The organism is Streptomyces sp. Ncost-T10-10d, assembly GCF_900091955.1.
Classification (GTDB): Bacteria; Actinomycetota; Actinomycetes; order Streptomycetales; family Streptomycetaceae; genus Streptomyces.
In genome coordinates this window covers 124,129-141,585 of sequence record NZ_FMDF01000138.1, presented here as the reverse complement: position 1 = coordinate 141,585, position 17,457 = coordinate 124,129, and the positions used below count along the sequence as shown (strand labels likewise).

The window sequence follows — 17,457 nt, the reverse complement described above, 5'->3', positions numbered from 1 at the left end:
GGCACCCTTAATATTTTCACTTGAATAGGACGCGTGGCCTGCCGTGAAGATAACGATCAAGGCAGTACTGCCGCTTGCCGTGGTGACGGTGGTCACCCTCGGGGCTCTGGTGGCGGTCATCGTTCCGTCCGGTGACCAGGACCGACGCGGACAGGCTTCCCCTGCTGCCCGTGACGGTCAGGATCTGGGCCGGCGCATCACCGACTTCACCAGGGGCACGGTGGAGCACAGCAGCTATCAGCGGCCTCTGCGCGCGCAGCGCCGTACCGTTGCCGAGGGCGTCGGGCTCTTCCTGGACGGCCACCGCGCCGAGGCCGGGAGGCGCCTGGCCGAGGTCGACTTCGGTATCCGTACGTTCACCGACACCAGGACCGGCCGCCGCTTCGCCGAGATCGCCGACCGTACGGCGGAGGCCAGGCGGGGCTGGGGCCGGGTCTATGTCGACCTCGGCGCCGCGGCCCGCTGGTCGGTCCAGGTCCCGCATCCGGTCGCCGACGCGCGGAGCGAGCAGCTGGGCATCGGAGTGCTGCGTGCCAGGCCCGGTGGGGTGCTGGTGCTGGCCGGCGCGCACCGGAACGCCGGGGAGGGAGACCGGGCCGACGTGGCACACCGCAACGACACCGTATTCGACGCGGTGTGCGACGAACTGGTCGCACGCCGGCTGCCGGGCCTGCAGGTGCACGGCTTCGCCGACGCCACCGAACCGGGCTACGACGTGATCGCGTCCACCGGCAAGGGTGACCAGGGCCGTACGGCGGCCCGTCGCACGGCTACCGCCCTGCGGCAGGAAGGATTCGACGTCTGCCGGGCGTGGTCGCGTCGCTGCGCGCTGGAGGGGCGCAGCAACGAACAGGGGCGACGCGCCGCTGCGGACGGTGTCCCCTTCCTCCACATGGAGTTCAGCCGGAGCGTTCGCGACGACGAGAACCGGATGCGGCAGGCGGTCGCGGCGCTGGCTGCCACGCTGCCCTGAAATCAAGCACTCAGGCACGTCGTGCAGAGACCGCCCGGTCGAGCACGATCGCCCGCCGCGCGGAGGCCGCAGACTCTCCGCGGCCCGGGGCACGGCCTCGATCCGCGCGACCCGGGATCGACGAGCCGAGGGCGAGCCGCACTTCTGCGGGGTGCGCTGGATGGCGGGCGCACGTCCATGCGGCCGATGGCCGAACGTCTGGGTGTGAACGGCCAGGACTTCCCACCTCAAAGTCTCCGGGGTGCGGGAACTCGCGGCGGTCATCAGGGCGGAGGCAGTACCGGCACTGTGACCGCCCAGCTCCCAGGACGACCGGGAACGGGGCGGTCACAGTGCCGGTGGGCGCGAGGGTCAGTTGTCGGAGGCGTACGTGACGAACTCCGCCCAGGCGTCCGGCGTGAAACCGAGGTGCGGGCCGGGAATGTTCTTGGAGTCGCGTACATGGATGGCGCTCGCGGTCTCCGCGACCTCGACGCACGCCGGGCCGTCATTAGTGCTGTAGCTGCTCTTGAACCACGTCAGCTCGGAAGCGTTTCCGGCCGAGGACTTGGCACTCATGTCTCTCCCAGCAATTTCGTGATGAAGGTCCGTGAGAACCGAGGTGTGAGCGCCTGGGCTCGGACCAGGCCGTACCGCATCTCAAGGATCTGGACTTCCTTGGGATCAGTGATCAGTCGGCTGGTGAGCTGGACCTCGTTGTGTCCCACAGCCGTGCCATCACTCAGCTTAAGCACCCGGTGCGAGCCGGCCAGCCCCGCATGCTCCTCCGTGTCCGTCGGCATGACCTGAATCTCGACATGCCTCAACGTGCCCAGTTCTAGCAGGTGTTCGAGCTGCCTACGCAACACCTTTTTGCCTCCGGTCGGCCGCCTCAGCGTCGCCTCTTCCTGGACGAACGTCAGCAGCGGGGCGGGACATCGCTCGAAGATCGACTGGCGAGCCATGCGCGCAGCCACCAAGCGGTCCACCTGGTCCTCGGTGTACGCGGGGCGCCGCTCCTTGTAGAGAGCACAGGCGTACTCCTCGGTCTGCAAGAGGCCCTCGACGACATCACCGGCGTACGCGCCCATCTCGACCACGCCCGCCTCCAACTTCGCCAGGTCCCGAACCTTCTTCGGGTACCGCGCCTCCGCCACGTCCTTCTTCATCGCGGCGAGTTTGCCGCCCGCTCCCAGGACTTCGTCCGCCTTGTCCAGGAACTCCGGCTTGGGGATACGTTTCCCGGCCTCCACCTTGTAGACCTGGTTCTCCCCGTAGCCGATCGCCCTGCCCAGTTCCGCCGCACGCAGGCCGGCCGCCTCACGCCACAACCGGATCTGTCGGCCGACCGCCGCGATCACCGCGCCCGAGTCGTCCTCGACGTCGAACTCCCAGTCCGGGCCGTCCGCCGTGTTGTCCCTGTTGTCCTCGTCCGCCATACGACACCCGCCTCCACCCGTGCCCGCACCGTTTCGCGCTCGACGCCGTACCGGATGGACAGACCCGTACAACCACTGGACAGTCACTGTCCGTACGCACGTCACTGCTGTGCAGAGTAAGCATCTCCGGCCACGCTGAGTGACGTGAATCGAGAAATCACCCAACCGCGTGCCCGCAGCGGCCAGTTCGCCGTGCAGCTCTCCGCCACCCGTCGGGGCGCCCGGCTCGCCCGGCTCCTCGCGACCGAGCAACTCCGCTCCTGGGGACTGCCGCTGGAGGACGCCGGTCATGTCATCGCCGAGCTGGCGTCCAACGCCGCGCTGCACGGGTACGTGCCAGGGCGGGACTTCCGCATCCTGCTGACCGTCACCGGAGACACGCTCCGTATCGAGGTCGCCGATGCTCGCGGGGACGTGCTGCCCCGAGTACCGGAGCGGAACGACGACTCCGAGGCAGGGCGCGGGCTGTTGCTCGTCGAGGCGATCGCCATTCGGTGGGGCGTACAGGTGGGGCCCTTCCCCCGCAAGACCGTCTGGGCGGAGGTAGCCCTCACCGGATCGTGACAGCCGCGACCCGGTCTGCCGCGACCCGGTGGACCGCGAACCGGCAGGCCCCGACGTATAAGGCTTTTAAGACTTGGAGAGAAGAAACTTCCCAACCCAACCCCAACCCCTGCCCCGGCCTCACACAGGGCCCCGTCACCCACACGGGTGAGATCACCAACTCGACTGGATTTTCGCCTGGTTGGCAGGCATATGCTCGCCCCCACAACCCCAGACATGCGTCGGCCCCCGGCCGGGACTCGCAATCCCGATCGAGGGCCTGACCACCGAGGAAGAAAGCCCCTTCCCGATGGATACCCAGCAGATTAGCGCGCCCTCGCGCGCCCCGTCTCCCGTTCGCAGGGACGCCACGCCCTCGTCCGGTGTCATGCACATCAACTCCCGCCACAGCAGCCACTTCACGGTCGTCGGCAACCACCTCGCCCAGCACCGCGAGCTCTCCCTCCTCGCAATCGGCCTCGCCACCCACATCCAGTCGCTCCCCGCCGGGACGAAGATCGGGATCAAACCCCTCACCGAACGCTTCCCGGACAGCGAGGCCCGCATCGCCGCCGCACTGCGCGAACTGGAAGTCCACGGCTACCTGCGCCGCACCCGCGAACGCCTCCCCAACGGCCGCGTCATCACCCGCACCTGCTCCTACAACCAACCGAGGGCGACCGCCCACCACACGCCCCCGGCACCCAAGCCACGCCGCACACCCATTCACCCGGCCCCGGTCCAGGTCACCGAACAGCTCCACGCCCCCGCCCCACCGCAGCCAAACCCCACCCCCGCCACTCCCCCAACCCCGCAACCCCCTCCCCCAACTCCACCACGCCGCCATCACGCTCCTCACCGACCTCCACCGCAACACACCCCAACTCACCCTCACCGAAAAGGACATCCACCACCTCGCCCCCGCCGTCGCCACCTGGTTCGAACGCGGCGCCACACCCGCCACCATCCGCCACACCCTCACCAACGACCTCCCCCACCCCCCTCAAACACCCCGCCAAACTCCTCCGACACCGCCTCACCCACCTCCTCCCGCCCCCGACCACCCCTACCCACCAGCCCACGCCACTCCAGAACTGCGACCGCGCCTTCCGCTCCTCCACTCCCGGCAACTGCCACAACTGCGAGAGCGGGCTGTCGCTCACGGGGTAGCCACGGGCGGTCCGGTCCCGGCCCAAGGAAGTCGCTGTCTCGCTGTCAGTACGGACTGCTGACCTGCGTTTTCCGACATGGCGCCAAACCGGCGCACCGGAATCCGCGCGCCGAGGCGCTCCGAATTCCTGTGAACCTTTCCGCGCCCTGCGGGCAACAAGGGGTGACACGCTCACCCGCGAGCCCACAGGAGCCGATGTGACCGGACCACCAGCCAGTCCCGAGGACGATGCCGAGGTCGTCGCGCAGTCGCTGGAGCATCCCGAGATCTTCGCCGGGCTCTACGACCGCCACGCCCCGGACATCCACCGCTATGCCGCCCGCCGCCTCGGGGAGGGCGCGGCGGACGACATCACGGCGGAGACCTTTCTCATCGCCTTCCGCTCCCGGCACCGTTACGACGGCACGCATCGCAACGCCCGGCCCTGGCTGTACGGCATCGCCGCGAACCTCATCGGCAAGCACCGGCGCAGCGAGGAGAGAGGGCTGCGGGCCCTGGCCCGTACCGGTCAGGACCCGGTGGCCGCGTCCTGGAGCGACCGCTCCGACGACCGGATCGCCTCGCAGGCGCCGCTGGCCGGGGCGCTCGCCTCGCTCTCGCCCGGTGACCGCCATGTGCTGCTGCTCGTCGCCTGGGCCGACCTCGGATATCAGGAGGTCGCCGAGGCGCTGGGCATCCCGCTCGGCACCGTGCGGTCCCGGCTCAATCGCGCCCGCCGCAAGGTCCGTGAGGCGCTGTGCATGGATCCCTCGTTCACGCCCGACGTCATGGAGCTGACCCCGTCATGGACGAAATGACCCAGCTGCGGAAGCTGCGCGCGGACGCGCCCGTTCCCGACCGTTCCGCACTCGCCCCGGGCCGGCTGCGGCTCACCGAGGCCGCCGCCTCGGGCCGCCGTGCCCGCCGGCTGAGGGCAGACTGGCGGATCGCCTCGATCGGTGCGGCAGCGGCGATCACGGTGGCGGCCGTGCTCGGCACCCAGCTCGTCGATGCCGCCGCCCCCGACCGCTCCGGACCCGCTGCGACCACCGGAACCCTGCGGCTGAGCAGCCCGGCCGAGGTGCTGAACCGGGCCGCCGACGCACTGGAGAAGCAGCAGGCGGCCCCGGAGCCGCGCGACGACCAGTGGATCTACACGAAGACGGTGATGGCCCAGTCGCCCCATAGGGGCCCGGCCGTCGGCCGCTTCACGTACGACCCCGACAACTGGGTCCCGTACGACAACTCCGCCGCGGCCAAGAACGGGAAGGACGACGACTACCGCACATCCCGCCAGATCTATCGGGCCGCCAATGAGCTGCCCGACGACCCCGCACGACTGCTGGCGAAGGTCCGCTCGTTCCACCCGACCGGCAACACCGCCGAGAGCCCGCCCGAGGCCGAGGCCGAGCACAGCTTCCGCGCGATGAGTCTGATGGTCCAGACCTACCCGATCGCACCGGCCGCCCTCGCCCGGATCTACCGGGCCCTGGCCACCGTCCCCGGTGTGCGTGTCACCGACCACCTGGTGAAGGACGCCGCCGGACGCGAAGCCATCGCCATCACCCGGAAGGAGGACGGCAGCCACGAACAGCGGGAGATCCTCCTTGACCCGCACGACTTCAGCTACGCCGGGACGCGCTTCGTGGTCGCCGAGGATTACGAGTACACGTCCTCCGCGGGCAAGGTGCAATTTTGGCCGGAGAAGTTCAAGGCCGGGCAGGTCATGCTGAGCGAAGCCCGGGTCGAGGCCGCCGTCGTCGACGCCAAGGGCGAGAAGCCCTGACGCCGACCGGGGCCATGAACCGGGGCCGGTGCCCGCCACAGGGGTGCGGACACCGGCCCCTGCCGTCGGCGGCGGATGCGCGCGGGTGCATGCCCGGAACGAGCGCCGCCCCCACGTGACCGACCCCACCCCCCGCTCCGTCAGAACTCCCGCAACAATGAACACGTGATCACTTCGCCGCCACGGAGCACCCACCGACGCACCGAGCACGCGTCGACGCCGTACGTCGACCTGTCCCGCGCCGAGTGGAGCGCCCTGCGCGACAAGACTCCGCTGCCGCTGACCGCCGACGAGGTGGAGCAGCTGCGCGGTCTCGGCGATGTCATCGACCTCGACGAGGTACGGGACGTCTACCTGCCGCTCTCCCGGCTCCTCAACCTCTATGTCCAGGCCACCTCGGGCCTGCGCGGCGCCCTGAACACCTTCCTCGGGGACGCGGGCAACGGGCACGGTGCGCAGCGGGGCACCCCGTTCGTCATAGGGGTCGCGGGCAGTGTCGCGGTCGGCAAGTCCACCAGCGCCCGTATCCTCCAGGCGCTGCTGGCCCGCTGGCCCGAGCATCCCCGGGTGGAGCTCGTCACCACGGACGGGTTCCTGCTGCCGATGAAGGAGCTCCGGTCGCGCGGGCTGATGTCGCGCAAGGGGTTCCCCGAGTCGTACGACCGGCGTGCCCTGACCCGTTTCGTCGCGGACATCAAAGCCGGAAAGGACGAGGTGACGGCGCCCGTCTACTCGCATCTGATCTACGACATCGTGCCGGGCGAGCGCCTCACCGTGCGCCGCCCCGACATCCTGATCGTCGAGGGACTCAACGTGCTTCAGCCCGCGCTGCCGGGCAAGGACGGGCGCACCAGGGTCGGGCTCGCCGACTACTTCGACTTCAGTGTGTACGTGGACGCGCGGACCGAGGACATCGAGTCCTGGTATCTCAACCGGTTCCGGAAACTGCGCGAGACGGCGTTCCAGAACCCGTTCTCGTACTTCCGCAAGTACACCCAGGTCTCCGAGGAGGAGGCGATGGAGTACGCGGCGACGATGTGGCGGACCATCAACAAGCCCAACCTGGTGGAGAATGTCGCGCCCACCCGGGGCCGTGCCACTCTGGTGCTGCGCAAGGGGCCGGACCACAAGGTCCAGCGGCTGTCCCTGCGCAAACTCTGATTCTCCGAGCCTCCTGGGAGTGGCCGCGTGCTGCATCTGCGCCTGATCGTCCCCGCCGACCGTACGGACGAGGTGGTGCGCCTGGTGGAGAACACCGTCGGTACGACGCATCTCGTGGTGATGTCCGGGGTCGCCCGTGACCCGGCGGGTGACGTGGTGCTGTGCGATGTGGCCCGCGAGGCGGGCGACGAGCTGATCAGCGCGCTGCGCGGGCTCGGTATCGACAAGTCCGGTTCGATCACCGTCGAGAACATGGACCTGACGCTCTCCGCGCACGCCGACAAGGCCGAGGAGGAGGCGCCGGGCGAGGGCGCGGACGCGGTGCTGTGGGAGGAGCTGACGGAGGCGACCCACGAGGAGTCGACGTTCAGCGTCACCTATGTGGCGTTCCTCGCGGTCGCGACGATGCTCGCCGCCTGCGGTGTGATGCTCGACAACGCGATCCTGATCGTGGGCGCGATGGCGGTCGGTCCGGAGTTCGGACCGCTGGCCGGGATCTCCACGGCCCTGGTGCAGCGCGCTCCGCGGCTGGTGTGGCGGTCGCTGGTGGCGCTGATCGGCGGCTTCGCCGTCGCGATGATACTGACCGCCGGGTTCGCCTGGCTGATGGACGCCTTCGGGCTGTTCAACCGCTCGATGATCGAGGCGGCCCGGCCCAACACGGCGTTCATCTGGAAGCCGGACGCGATGTCGTTCGTGGTGGCGTTCCTGGCCGGGATCGCCGGGACGCTCTCGCTCACCTCGGCGAAGTCCGGTGCGCTGATCGGGGTCGCGATCTCGGTGACCACCGTGCCGGCCGCGGCCAACGCGGCGGTGGCGTTCAGCTACAGCGACTACAGCCAGATGTCCGGCTCAATTGCCCAGCTGCTGGCGAACCTCGGCGGGATCGTGGTCGCAGGAACGTTGACGCTGCTGGTCCAGAAGGCCCTGTGGGCGGCTCACCGCCGCCGGACGGGCTGCGTTGCGAGCCCGTCCGGCGAATAGCGAGCGGCTCGGCCGGACCGCTCTCCGACGAGCGGCCCGGCCGAGCCGGGGCCTGCCGATCACGCACCGGCCGGCTGAGGGCGCGGCCGACTGCAGCCCGGCCGGGCCCGGACTAGCCGAGTGCGGACTTCACCACATCGGCCAGCCGCTCGGCGACCGCCCGTGCCTGGTCGATGTCGGCCGCCTCGACCATGACCCGTACCAGCGGCTCCGTGCCCGACTGGCGCAGCAGTACGCGCCCGGTGGAGCCCAGCTCGCGCTCGGCCTCGGCGACCGCCGCGGCCAGCTCCGAGGAGGTCCCGACCCGGGACTTGTCGACGTCGGGGACGTTGATCAGCAGCTGGGGCAGCCGCTGCATGACCCCGGCCAGCTCGGCGAGCGTACGTCCGGTGGCCGCGACCCGGGCCGCCAGCATCAGGCCGGTCAGCGTGCCGTCGCCGGTCGTGGCGTGGTCCAGGACGATGACATGGCCGGACTGCTCGCCGCCCAGCGCATAGCCCTCGGCCTTCATCGACTCCAGTACATAGCGGTCGCCGACGGCGGTCTGGACGAGCTGGATGCCCTCCCGCTCCATCGCGATCTTGAAGCCGAGGTTGGACATGACCGTGCCGACCACGGTGTCCTTGCGCAGTTGCCCGGCCTCGCGCATGGCGAGGGCGAGTACGGCCAGGATCTGGTCGCCGTCGACCTCCGCGCCCGTGGCGTCCACGGCGAGGCAGCGGTCGGCGTCGCCGTCGTGCGCGATACCGAGGTCGGCGCCGTGCTCGACGACGGCGGCCTTTAGCAGCTCCAGGTGGGTGGAGCCGCAGCCGTCGTTGATGTTCAGACCGTCCGGATCGGCACCGATCGTGACCACCTCGGCGCCGGCCCGGGCGAAGGCCTCGGGCGAGACCCGGGAAGCCGCGCCGTGTGCCTCGTCGAGGACGACCTTCAGCCCGTCGAGCCGGTTCGGGAGGACGGCGACGAGATGGGCGACGTACCGGTCGAAGCCCTCGGCGTAGTCGGTGACCCGGCCCACCCCGGCGCCCGTCGGGCGTGCCCAGGGCTCACCGGTGCGGTGCTGCTCGTAGACCGTCTCGATCCGGTCCTCCAGCTCGTCGGCGAGCTTGTGACCACCACGGGCGAAGAACTTGACACCGTTGTCCGGCATGGCGTTGTGGCTGGCGGAGAGCATCACACCGAGGTCGGCGCCCAGCGCGCCGGTGAGGTACGCCACCGCAGGGGTGGGCAGCACACCGACCCGCAGGACGTCCACGCCCGCGCTGGCGAGGCCTGCCACAACGGCGGCCTCCAGGAACTCTCCGGACGCACGTGGGTCGCGTCCCACCACGGCTGTCGGCCGATGCCCCTCAAAGGTGCCCGCCTCGGCAAGCACATGCGCCGCAGCAACCGAGAGACCGAGCGCCAGCTCAGCCGTCAGATCCGCATTGGCGACACCGCGCACACCGTCCGTGCCGAAGAGTCGTCCCACTGGTGTCCTCCGAAGATGCTCCGAAACCGCAAACCAAACCAAAGCAAACCGACGCAACACGGCGACACGATGCGAACAACGCGACGCGTCCGTCGCCGGCAACGCCACACAATGCCGCGTATGCAAGCGTATGAACGTCCTATGCCGTTATACGCCCGAGGGTGCCGATAGACGAACGCCCCGGCAAGCACAAGGTGTGCCGCCGGGGCGAACGGGTAACGCAAATGAGCAGGCGGTTTAGCGCTTGCTGTACTGCGGGGCCTTACGGGCCTTCTTGAGACCGGCCTTCTTGCGCTCGACCGCACGGTCGTCGCGGGAGAGGAAGCCGGCCTTCTTCAGCGGGGCGCGGTTGTTGTCCACGTCCGCCTCGTTCAGCGCACGGGCCACACCGAGGCGCAGGGCGCCGGCCTGACCCGAGACGCCGCCACCCGAGATGCGGGCGATGACGTCGTAGCGGTTGTCGAGCTCGAGCACCTTGAAGGGCTCGTTGACTTCCTGTTGGTGCACCTTGTTGGGGAAGTAGTCCTCAAGGGTGCGACCGTTGATCTTCCACTTGCCGGTGCCCGGAACGATCCGGACGCGGGCGATGGCGTTCTTCCGACGGCCAAGGCCGGCGGCGGGCTGCGGGTCGCCGAAGCGAGAAGCCAGCGACTCGCTGGTGTACTCGCCCTCGACGGGAACCTCGGACTCGAAGGTGGTCACCTCGGCGAAAACCTCTTCGCCCTCGGTGCCCTCGACGGGGTTCTCAACAGTGGTCTCGGCCACGATTCTCCTCAGATCTTTCTTTTGGTCTTAGGGGGAGGCCGGAACTACTGCGCGACCTGGGTGATCTCGAACGGGACCGGCTGCTGAGCAGCGTGCGGGTGCTGGTCGCCCGCGTAGACCTTGAGCTTCGAGAGCATCTGACGGCCCAGGCTGTTCTTGGGGATCATGCCCTTGATGGCCTTCTCGACAGCCTTCTCGGGGCTCTTGGCGAGCAGCTCGTCGTAACGGACGGAGCGGAGACCACCCGGGAACCCGGAGTGGCGGTACGCCATCTTCTGGGTCTTCTTGTTGCCGGAGAGGTGAACCTTCTCGGCGTTGATGATGATGACGAAGTCGCCCATGTCCATGTGGGGGGCGTAAATCGCCTTGTGCTTGCCGCGGAGGAGGTTCGCAGCCGTGGTGGCCAGACGACCCAGGACGATGTCCTGCGCGTCAATGATGTGCCACTGGCGCGTCACATCGCCGGGCTTGGGGCTGTACGTACGCACTTCGTAGCCTTCGCTTCTTCAGTGGATGGGGTCCAGACACATGGCACCTCTGAAGCGATCATGCAGCTGGGGCTCACAATGCCGGGACGCTGCCCGTATGCGAACCACTGGTAACTGCTCCAGAGAACCTACGTAAGGGCCCTACGCGTGAGAACGACGAAGCCAATACGCATAACAATCGACGAGACTACCCGCCCCGCCCCGGACGGGTCAAAACGCGTGGCCCTCGGGCGGGCGGCAGCGGGGTTACCCGGCCTGGCCCGGCTCCGCTGCCGGGGGTTCCGTCCTCAATCACCGGACGGGCTGGTCGGTGCGGGTTCCCCGCGGGGGTGCAACCGCGTCACCGCACCCGCACCACCCTCCGCTCGTCCCACACCGGCTCCGTCGCCTCCCGTACGACGCCGTCCGAGCCGAACACCAGATACCGGTCGAAGGACTTCGCGAACCACCGGTCGTGCGTGACGGCCATCACCGTCCCCTCGTACACCTCAAGACCGTCCTGCAGGGCCTCCGCCGACTCCAGGTCCAGGTTGTCCGTCGGCTCGTCCAGCAGCAGTGCCGTCGTGCCGGCCAGCTCCAGGAGCAGGATCTGGAACCGCGCCTGCTGCCCGCCGGACAGCTTCTCGAACGGCTGGTCCCCCTGCCGCTCCAGCTCGTACCGCCGCAGCACGGACATCGCCCCGCCGCGGTCCTTGGCGTGCTCGGTCCACAGGATCTCGACGAGCGTGTGGCCCAGCAGCTCCGGATGGGCGTGCGTCTGCGCGAAGTGACCCGGTACGACACGCGCCCCGAGCTTCCACTCCCCCGTGTGCGCCACCGGCTCGCCCGCGAGCAGCCGCAGGAAGTGCGACTTCCCGGAGCCGTTCGAGCCGAGGACGGCGACCCGCTCCCCGTAGAAGATCTCCAGGTCGAAGGGGGCCATCAGCCCCGTCAGCTCCAGCCCCTTGCAGGTCACCGCCCGTACGCCGGTCCGGCCACCGCGCAGCCGCATCTTGATGTCCTGCTCGCGCGGCGGCTCCGGCGGGGGGCCTGCGTCCTCGAACTTCTTGAAGCGGGTCTGCATCGCCCGGTAGCGGGACGCCATGTCGGGGCTGATCGCCGCCTGCTGCCGCAGCCGGTGGACCAGCGCCTTCAGCCGGGCGTGCTCCTCCTCCCAGCGCCGCAACAGCTCCTCGAACCGCGCGAACCGGTCCTTGCGGGCCTGGTGGTACGTATCGAAACCGGCGCCGTGCACCCACACGTCGCTGCCCGCCGGGCTCGGCTCGACGCTGACGATCTTCTCGGCGGCCCTGGACAGCAGCTCCCGGTCGTGGGAGACGAAGAGGACCGTCTTGCGGGTCTCCTTCAGCCTCTCCTCCAGCCATCGCTTTCCTGGGACGTCGAGATAGTTGTCCGGCTCGTCGAGCAGCAGCACCTCGTCCGGCCCGCGCAGCAGCGCCTCCAGCACCAGCCGCTTCTGCTCACCGCCGGACAGCGTGCGCACCTCGCGCCACTGCGCCTTCTCGTACGGGACTCCGAGCGCGGCCATGGTGCACATGTCCCACACCGTCTCGGCCTCGTACCCGCGGGCCTCCGCCCAGTCGCTCAGGGCCTGCGCGTACTTCATCTGCGCGGCCTCGTCGTCGACGGTGAGAATCAGTTCCTCGGCCTTGTCGACCGCCAGAGCCGCTTCCCGGATGCGGGGCTGGGCGACGGAGACCAGCAGATCCCGGACCGTACGGTCGTCCCGCACGGAGCCCACGAACTGCTGCATCACCCCGAGCCCGCCGCTCACCGACACGGAGCCACCGTGCGGCTGGAGCTCCCCGGCAAGCAGTTTCAGCAGCGTCGTCTTCCCGGCACCGTTCGCCCCCACGAGGGCGACCACCGCCCCGTCCGCGACCCGGAACGAAGCATCGCCGAGCAGCACCCGCCCGTCCGGTAGGTAGTACTCCAGATGGCCCGCTTCAAGATGTCCCATGCACAGCATTGTCACGGGCCGCGAAGCCCTGGCCCAACCGGTTTACGTTGCGTCTAGGATTCGCCGCATGAGCTTTGGGCAAGGGGGGCCCTCCTGGGGGCCCGGAGGCACACAGACTCCGGACTGGGCAGCGCTGGCCGACGAGTCCGCCGCGCGCAACCGCCGCAAGAAGTGGCTGCTGATCGGCGGCGGCGTGCTCGCCACCGCGGCGGTCGGCGCCATCGTGGCCACGGCGGTCATCTCGACCAACAACGGCAACAGCTCCACCGGCTCCGGCAAGAACGCGAGCGAGCTGCCGGCACCGACCGACCTGCCGAACAACACCGCCGAGCCCGAGCCGTCCTTCTCCTCGGTGGCGCCACCGCCCCCGCCGGACCCGAAGGACTACATCTCCGACGTCAAGAAGGACAAGGCGCCGATCACCGTCGACGCCTTCTTCCCCGGCAAGAAGCTGACGATGGGCGACCGCGTCTACGCCAAGGGCGCGACGCAGCAGACGAAGAACTGCGCCGCCCCCACCAAGGGCGCGCTCGGCTCGGTACTCGTCAACAACGGCTGCGACCAGGTCATCCGGGCCACGTACAGCAAGGACGGCGTCGCCGTCACCGTCGGCCTCGCGGTCTTCGAGACGGAAGCCCAGGCGAAGAAGGCGGCCCAGCAGTCGAGCGGCAGCATCGCCACACTGAGCGGCTCGGGTGTGCCGGCCTTCTGCCAGACCGGATCGGTCTGCCGCCGTACCGCCAACTCCTACGGCCGCTACGCCTATTTCGCCATCAGCGGGTTCACCAGCGGCAAGAACGTCACCACGGCCGACAAGAACGCCTTCGCCACCGGTGACGACCTGACGAACTTCACGTTCCGTCAGATCCGCCACCGCGGAGAGCTCCAGGCATCGGCGGCGGCCACCGCACCCGCCGCCTGACACGGCCCGGGGAACCCGTGCGCCTTCCGTTCCTCCTCACCCTGCCCCGCGTGCTGCGCCACAGCGCAGCCATCGGCGCCGATCTGCCGCCGGACGAGGCCGTGGTCGTCGACGCCCCGGACGCCGCGCTCCGGACCGCCCTGACCTCGGCCACGGAGGGCGACCACGGCCCCGCTCGCGAACTGCTCGCCGCGACCCGTGAGCACACCCAGTGGGAGCTGAGGGACGGCTACGTGTCCCGTCTCGCCGAGGCCGCCCTGCACAACCCCGGCTGGCTGGACGCCTGGCTGGCCGAATCCCCCGAGGACCCGGACGCGGCTCTGGTCCGGGCGGACCTCTGTATCGACCGGGCCTGGGAGATACGTACGGCAGAACGCGCCAAACATGTCTCGCGCGAGCAGTTCCGGGCCTTCTTCGCGCTGCTGGAGGACGCGGCCCCGGTGATCGGCAGGGCGGCCGAACTCAACCCCACCGACCCCGTGCCGTGGCGCATCGCCCTGACCCACGCCCGGGGCAGCCAGGCCCCGCGCGATGTCTTCTACGAATACTGGGCGCAGGCCCTGGCACGCGACCCGCACCACTACGGATGCCATGCCTCGGCCCTTCAGTACCTGTGCGCGAAGTGGTGGGGTTCGCACGAGGAGATGTTCGGCTTCGCCGAGAGCGCGGCCGATACGGCTCCGCCCGGTTCGAAACTGCATGCGCTGCCGCTGTCCGCGGCGCTGGAGTACGTGGTCGTGTCCCCCACCCCCGACACACCCGCCGGTCCCGACCCGTACGCGCCCCGCGTCGCGGCGGCCGTCGCCCGCGCACTGGACCTCTCGGCCGCGTACGAACCGGGCAGCCACGAGGCGGCCGGCTTCCGCAACCACCTGGCCCTGATGCTGCTGCGTACGGAGCGCTGGGACGAAGCGCTGGACGCGTTCCGCAGTATCGGCGTCCATGCCACCAAGTACCCCTGGGGGTACTTCGGCGACGACCCGCGCCAGGAGTTCCTGGAGACCCGCTCGGGCGTCCGTATCCACGTGGCGACACGAACCCCGTTCTTCGGCCGCCCGCCGCAGCCCCGTACCCGCCCCCGCCCCCCCCGTCTGGACGCCCGGCGCTCCGTGCGCGGTCGCGATAGCGGCGGCCCGCCCGGCGGACGTGGCACAGGCGGCACTGATGTGCGGCGTCTCGCTCCGCACCGCCCCGGCGACCGCCACCCACACCTACGTCGAGGCCGTCCCGGAAGCCCGGCCCGCCAAACGCTCGGTGCTCTCCACGGAGGACCCGCTGACCACGGCGGCCGACAACTTCACCACCGGCGAGAAGTGGCCCACACTGGTCCTGCGCCGCACACCCGAGCGCTGCGGGCTCACCCTGTTCCGCAAGGGCAGACCCCTGGCCACCCACGAGTGGAACGCCACGTCCCCGGCCCCCGACCACGCCACGGTCACCGCCACGGCCGAAGCCCTGTCCCGCGCCTTCGCCCTCACCGACCCCCGCCCGCTGACCCACATCCTCCGCTCCACCGGCAACCCGCCCCGCCACCAGTCCGACCTCCTGGCGGCCCTGTCCCTGCCCCCGCTGCCCCCGGGCTTCGGCGACCGCCCGGAAGTCCTCGACACCCTCCCCGACGCCCGGGTCCTCACCCGCCGCGGCCTGCTGGCCGGCATGCGGTCCACGATGACCACCCAGGACGGCGAACACCCGCGGGCCCCGGACGGCCACGAACCCCGCCCACCGAGGTGGTGGGTGCTGCGCATCCTGGGCCTGCTGCTGTTCACAGCAGCCGCGGTCCATGCCTGGTCGGCCCCGGACAGCCACCCGCTCCGGGCAACGACGGCCACACTCGTGTCCCTGTACACGGCAGCCCGGCTGACGAGCGCCTGGCGGCAAAGACGCCGGGCACGCGGCGGGGCCGCAGCAGCCTCGGAATGAGAACGTCGACGCCTCCGAGCCCACCTGTGCAGGGTCTGCGGGTCCGATGTGACGAGGTTGTGCGCCGCTGAAAGCGTGGATGGGACAGCGGTCAAGGTCACCGTGGTGGTCCCGACAGGACGAAGTCCGCCCGACTCGGCAAAGTGCGCGGCCCTGAGGTCTCCGGACAGCTCACCGCGGTACCGCACCCCACCCAGCAGCTGCTCCGCATCACCCCGTACTGGACCAATGCGCACCGTGACCTGTCGCTGCGCGTCGAAGTCCCCGAGCCGCCGAAGCCTGCCACCCCCGCAACGCCGCCCCGCAGGCCGGGCCTGCTCAGCCGGGTCGCCCGGATCGTCCGCAAGCACTGACGGCCCGGCCGGCCCGCGCATCTCAGCAGCAGCCGGCTCCGGGGAGCGTGCGCACATTGCGCGCCTCCTTGGAGCGGGCGGCCAGCAACTCGTCGGCCGGGTAAGCCACTTCCTCCAGCGTCAGCCCATGGGGGCGGACCACATGCACGCCGGGGTCCCGCAGCCGTGCCGCCAGCACCTGTGCGGGCCACTCGGCCGGGCGGCGCCCGTCGCCGACGAACAGCGCGGCCCCGATCAGCGCCCGCACCATGTTGTGGCAGAACGCGTCGGCCTGCACGGTCGCCGTCATGATGCCGGACGCCTCGTCCCGCACCCAACTCAGCTTCTGCAGCGTACGGATGGTCGTCGCACCCTCACGCTTCTTGCAGTAGGCGGCGAAGTCGTGCTCCCCGACCATCCGGGCCGCCGCCTCGTTCATGGCGTCGACGTCCAACGGCCGGTCGTGCCACAGCACATGACCCCGCAACAGCGGATCCACCCCACCGGGACGATCGGCGACACGGTACGCGTAACGCCGCCACAGCGCCGAGAACCGGGCATTGAACCCGGCCGGAGCCTCGGCGATCCGCCAGATCCGCACATCGGGCGCCATCCGTCCGGCCATCCGCCGCAGCAGCTTGTCCGCGTGCTCGGCCCACACCTCGTCCGGCAGATCGACATGGGCGACCTGCCCCCGGGCGTGCACCCCGGCATCGGTGCGCCCGGCGACGGTCAGGTCGTACGTCCGTGAGGACCGCGTCACGGTCCGCAGCGCGTCCTCGATCTCCCCCTGGACGGTCCGCCTGCCGGTCTGCTTGGCCCAGCCGGAGAAGTCCTTGCCGTCGTACGCCAGGTCCAGCCGCACCCTTACGAAGCCGGGCTCTACCTCGTCACTCACCGAACGATCCTTTTCTGCCAGTACATACGGAACGGGCCCGCACCGCCCCGAAGGGTGATGCGGGCCCGCCCAGTGGTCTCAGAACGCTCAGGCGTCCTTGGACTCCACGTCGGCCTCGGCCGGCTTGGCGTCCTCGACGACCTCGGCCGGAGCCTCGTCCTTCTTGAGGGCGTCTTCCTTGACCGCACGCTTGGTCGCGGCCTCGGCCTCACCGGTGGCCTGCTGGGCCACGGTCAGTGCCTCGACCAGCTCGATGACGGCCATCGGGGCGTTGTCGCCACGACGGTTGCCGATCTTGGTGATGCGGGTGTAACCACCGGGGCGGTTCTCGTACCGCGGGGCGATCTCGGTGAAGAGCGTGTGCACGATGCTCTTGTCCGTGATCGACTGCAGCACCAGGCGACGGTTGTGGATGTCGCCCTTCTTCGCCTTGGTGATGAAACGCTCGGCAACCGGGCGCAGGCGGCGAGCCTTGGCCTCGGTCGTGGTGATGCGGCCGTGCTCGAACAGCGACTTCGCAAGGTTGATGAGAAGAAGCTTCTCGTGCGCAGCGCTGCCGCCCAGACGGGCACCCTTGGCGGGCTTCGGCATGGTTTTTCTCCTTGTGTGCTGCACCGGCCGTATCAGGTACCGGTGTCAGTTCCCGTGCGGCGGACGCCACACGGAAGATCAAGAGCCGTTCG

The 17,457-nt window shown here is 69.8% G+C and carries 18 protein-coding genes; 9 read left to right on the top strand and 9 right to left on the bottom strand.

The window, feature by feature from the left end:
- Positions 1-43: 43 nt before the first annotated feature.
- A complete protein-coding gene (locus GA0115254_RS23665) occupies positions 44-973 on the top strand; it encodes a hypothetical protein (protein WP_093897269.1) in 930 nt (309 codons plus the stop codon).
- Between the two features lie 351 nt (positions 974-1,324).
- On the opposite strand, the gene GA0115254_RS23660 is transcribed toward GA0115254_RS23665, so the two are convergent.
- Positions 1,325-1,531 (bottom strand): DUF397 domain-containing protein, encoded by a 207-nt coding sequence (locus GA0115254_RS23660; protein ID WP_093897268.1) that lies wholly within the window; start codon positions 1,529-1,531, stop codon positions 1,325-1,327.
- Positions 1,528-2,391 (bottom strand): helix-turn-helix domain-containing protein, encoded by an 864-nt coding sequence (locus GA0115254_RS23655; protein ID WP_093897267.1) that lies wholly within the window; start codon positions 2,389-2,391, stop codon positions 1,528-1,530. The genes GA0115254_RS23660 and GA0115254_RS23655 overlap by 4 nt, the downstream gene beginning before the upstream one ends.
- 144 nt (positions 2,392-2,535) lie before the next feature.
- On the opposite strand from GA0115254_RS23655, the gene GA0115254_RS23650 reads away from it, so the two are divergent.
- The 5 genes from GA0115254_RS23650 (at position 2,536) to GA0115254_RS23625 (ending at position 8,015) form a co-directional block, all read left to right on the top strand.
- Positions 2,536-2,955: an ATP-binding protein gene (locus tag GA0115254_RS23650; RefSeq protein ID WP_093897266.1), complete on the top strand. Its 420-nt coding sequence runs from the start codon at positions 2,536-2,538 to the stop codon at positions 2,953-2,955.
- A gap of 1,347 nt (positions 2,956-4,302) precedes the next feature.
- Positions 4,303-4,902 carry an RNA polymerase sigma factor gene (locus GA0115254_RS23640; RefSeq protein WP_093897265.1) on the top strand — a complete coding sequence of 200 codons (600 nt, stop codon included), beginning with the start codon at positions 4,303-4,305 and terminating at the stop codon, positions 4,900-4,902.
- Positions 4,890-5,870 (top strand): CU044_5270 family protein, encoded by a 981-nt coding sequence (locus GA0115254_RS23635; RefSeq protein ID WP_093897264.1) that lies wholly within the window; start codon positions 4,890-4,892, stop codon positions 5,868-5,870. Before GA0115254_RS23640 ends, GA0115254_RS23635 begins: the two co-directional genes overlap by 13 nt.
- Before the next feature lie 165 nt (positions 5,871-6,035).
- Positions 6,036-7,031, top strand: a complete 996-nt coding sequence (gene coaA, locus GA0115254_RS23630) for a type I pantothenate kinase (RefSeq protein ID WP_093897263.1) — start codon at positions 6,036-6,038, stop codon at positions 7,029-7,031.
- 27 nt (positions 7,032-7,058) lie between these two features.
- On the top strand, positions 7,059-8,015 hold the full coding sequence (locus GA0115254_RS23625; protein ID WP_093897262.1) for a DUF389 domain-containing protein: 957 nt from the start codon (positions 7,059-7,061) through the stop codon (positions 8,013-8,015).
- A 112-nt stretch (positions 8,016-8,127) separates the two neighbouring features.
- On the opposite strand, the gene glmM is transcribed toward GA0115254_RS23625, so the two are convergent.
- The 4 genes from glmM to GA0115254_RS23605 form a co-directional block, all read right to left on the bottom strand.
- Complete coding sequence (gene glmM / locus GA0115254_RS23620; protein ID WP_093897261.1) at positions 8,128-9,486, bottom strand: phosphoglucosamine mutase; 1,359 nt, start codon at positions 9,484-9,486, stop codon at positions 8,128-8,130.
- Positions 9,487-9,723: 237 nt separating this feature from the next.
- Complete coding sequence (rpsI, locus tag GA0115254_RS23615) at positions 9,724-10,251, bottom strand: 30S ribosomal protein S9 (RefSeq protein ID WP_030914197.1); 528 nt, start codon at positions 10,249-10,251, stop codon at positions 9,724-9,726.
- Positions 10,252-10,295: 44 nt separating this feature from the next.
- Positions 10,296-10,739, bottom strand: coding sequence for a 50S ribosomal protein L13 (gene rplM, locus GA0115254_RS23610; RefSeq protein WP_072486702.1), 444 nt, complete (start codon positions 10,737-10,739; stop codon positions 10,296-10,298).
- A 340-nt stretch (positions 10,740-11,079) separates the two neighbouring features.
- Positions 11,080-12,708 carry an ABC-F family ATP-binding cassette domain-containing protein gene (locus GA0115254_RS23605; RefSeq protein WP_176740260.1) on the bottom strand — a complete coding sequence of 543 codons (1,629 nt, stop codon included), beginning with the start codon at positions 12,706-12,708 and terminating at the stop codon, positions 11,080-11,082.
- A 58-nt stretch (positions 12,709-12,766) separates the two neighbouring features.
- Here GA0115254_RS23605 and GA0115254_RS23600 point away from each other — a divergent pair, with 58 nt between their 5' ends.
- A complete protein-coding gene (locus tag GA0115254_RS23600) occupies positions 12,767-13,621 on the top strand; it encodes a hypothetical protein (protein WP_093897260.1) in 855 nt (284 codons plus the stop codon).
- Positions 13,622-14,225: 604 nt separating this feature from the next.
- On the opposite strand, the gene GA0115254_RS46395 is transcribed toward GA0115254_RS23600, so the two are convergent.
- Complete coding sequence (locus GA0115254_RS46395; protein ID WP_256102742.1) at positions 14,226-14,489, bottom strand: hypothetical protein; 264 nt, start codon at positions 14,487-14,489, stop codon at positions 14,226-14,228.
- A gap of 278 nt (positions 14,490-14,767) precedes the next feature.
- Here GA0115254_RS46395 and GA0115254_RS46390 point away from each other — a divergent pair, with 278 nt between their 5' ends.
- Complete coding sequence (locus GA0115254_RS46390) at positions 14,768-15,544, top strand: hypothetical protein (protein WP_256102741.1); 777 nt, start codon at positions 14,768-14,770, stop codon at positions 15,542-15,544.
- Positions 15,545-15,687: 143 nt separating this feature from the next.
- Complete coding sequence (locus tag GA0115254_RS23590; protein WP_093897259.1) at positions 15,688-15,897, top strand: hypothetical protein; 210 nt, start codon at positions 15,688-15,690, stop codon at positions 15,895-15,897.
- 22 nt (positions 15,898-15,919) lie between these two features.
- On the opposite strand, the gene truA is transcribed toward GA0115254_RS23590, so the two are convergent.
- Both truA and rplQ read right to left on the bottom strand, forming a co-directional pair.
- Entirely contained in the window at positions 15,920-16,774 is an 855-nt protein-coding gene (truA, locus tag GA0115254_RS23585; RefSeq protein ID WP_093897258.1) for a tRNA pseudouridine(38-40) synthase TruA, read from the bottom strand.
- 87 nt (positions 16,775-16,861) lie between these two features.
- Entirely contained in the window at positions 16,862-17,365 is a 504-nt protein-coding gene (gene rplQ / locus GA0115254_RS23580; RefSeq protein ID WP_093897257.1) for a 50S ribosomal protein L17, read from the bottom strand.
- Positions 17,366-17,457: the final 92 nt, after the last annotated feature.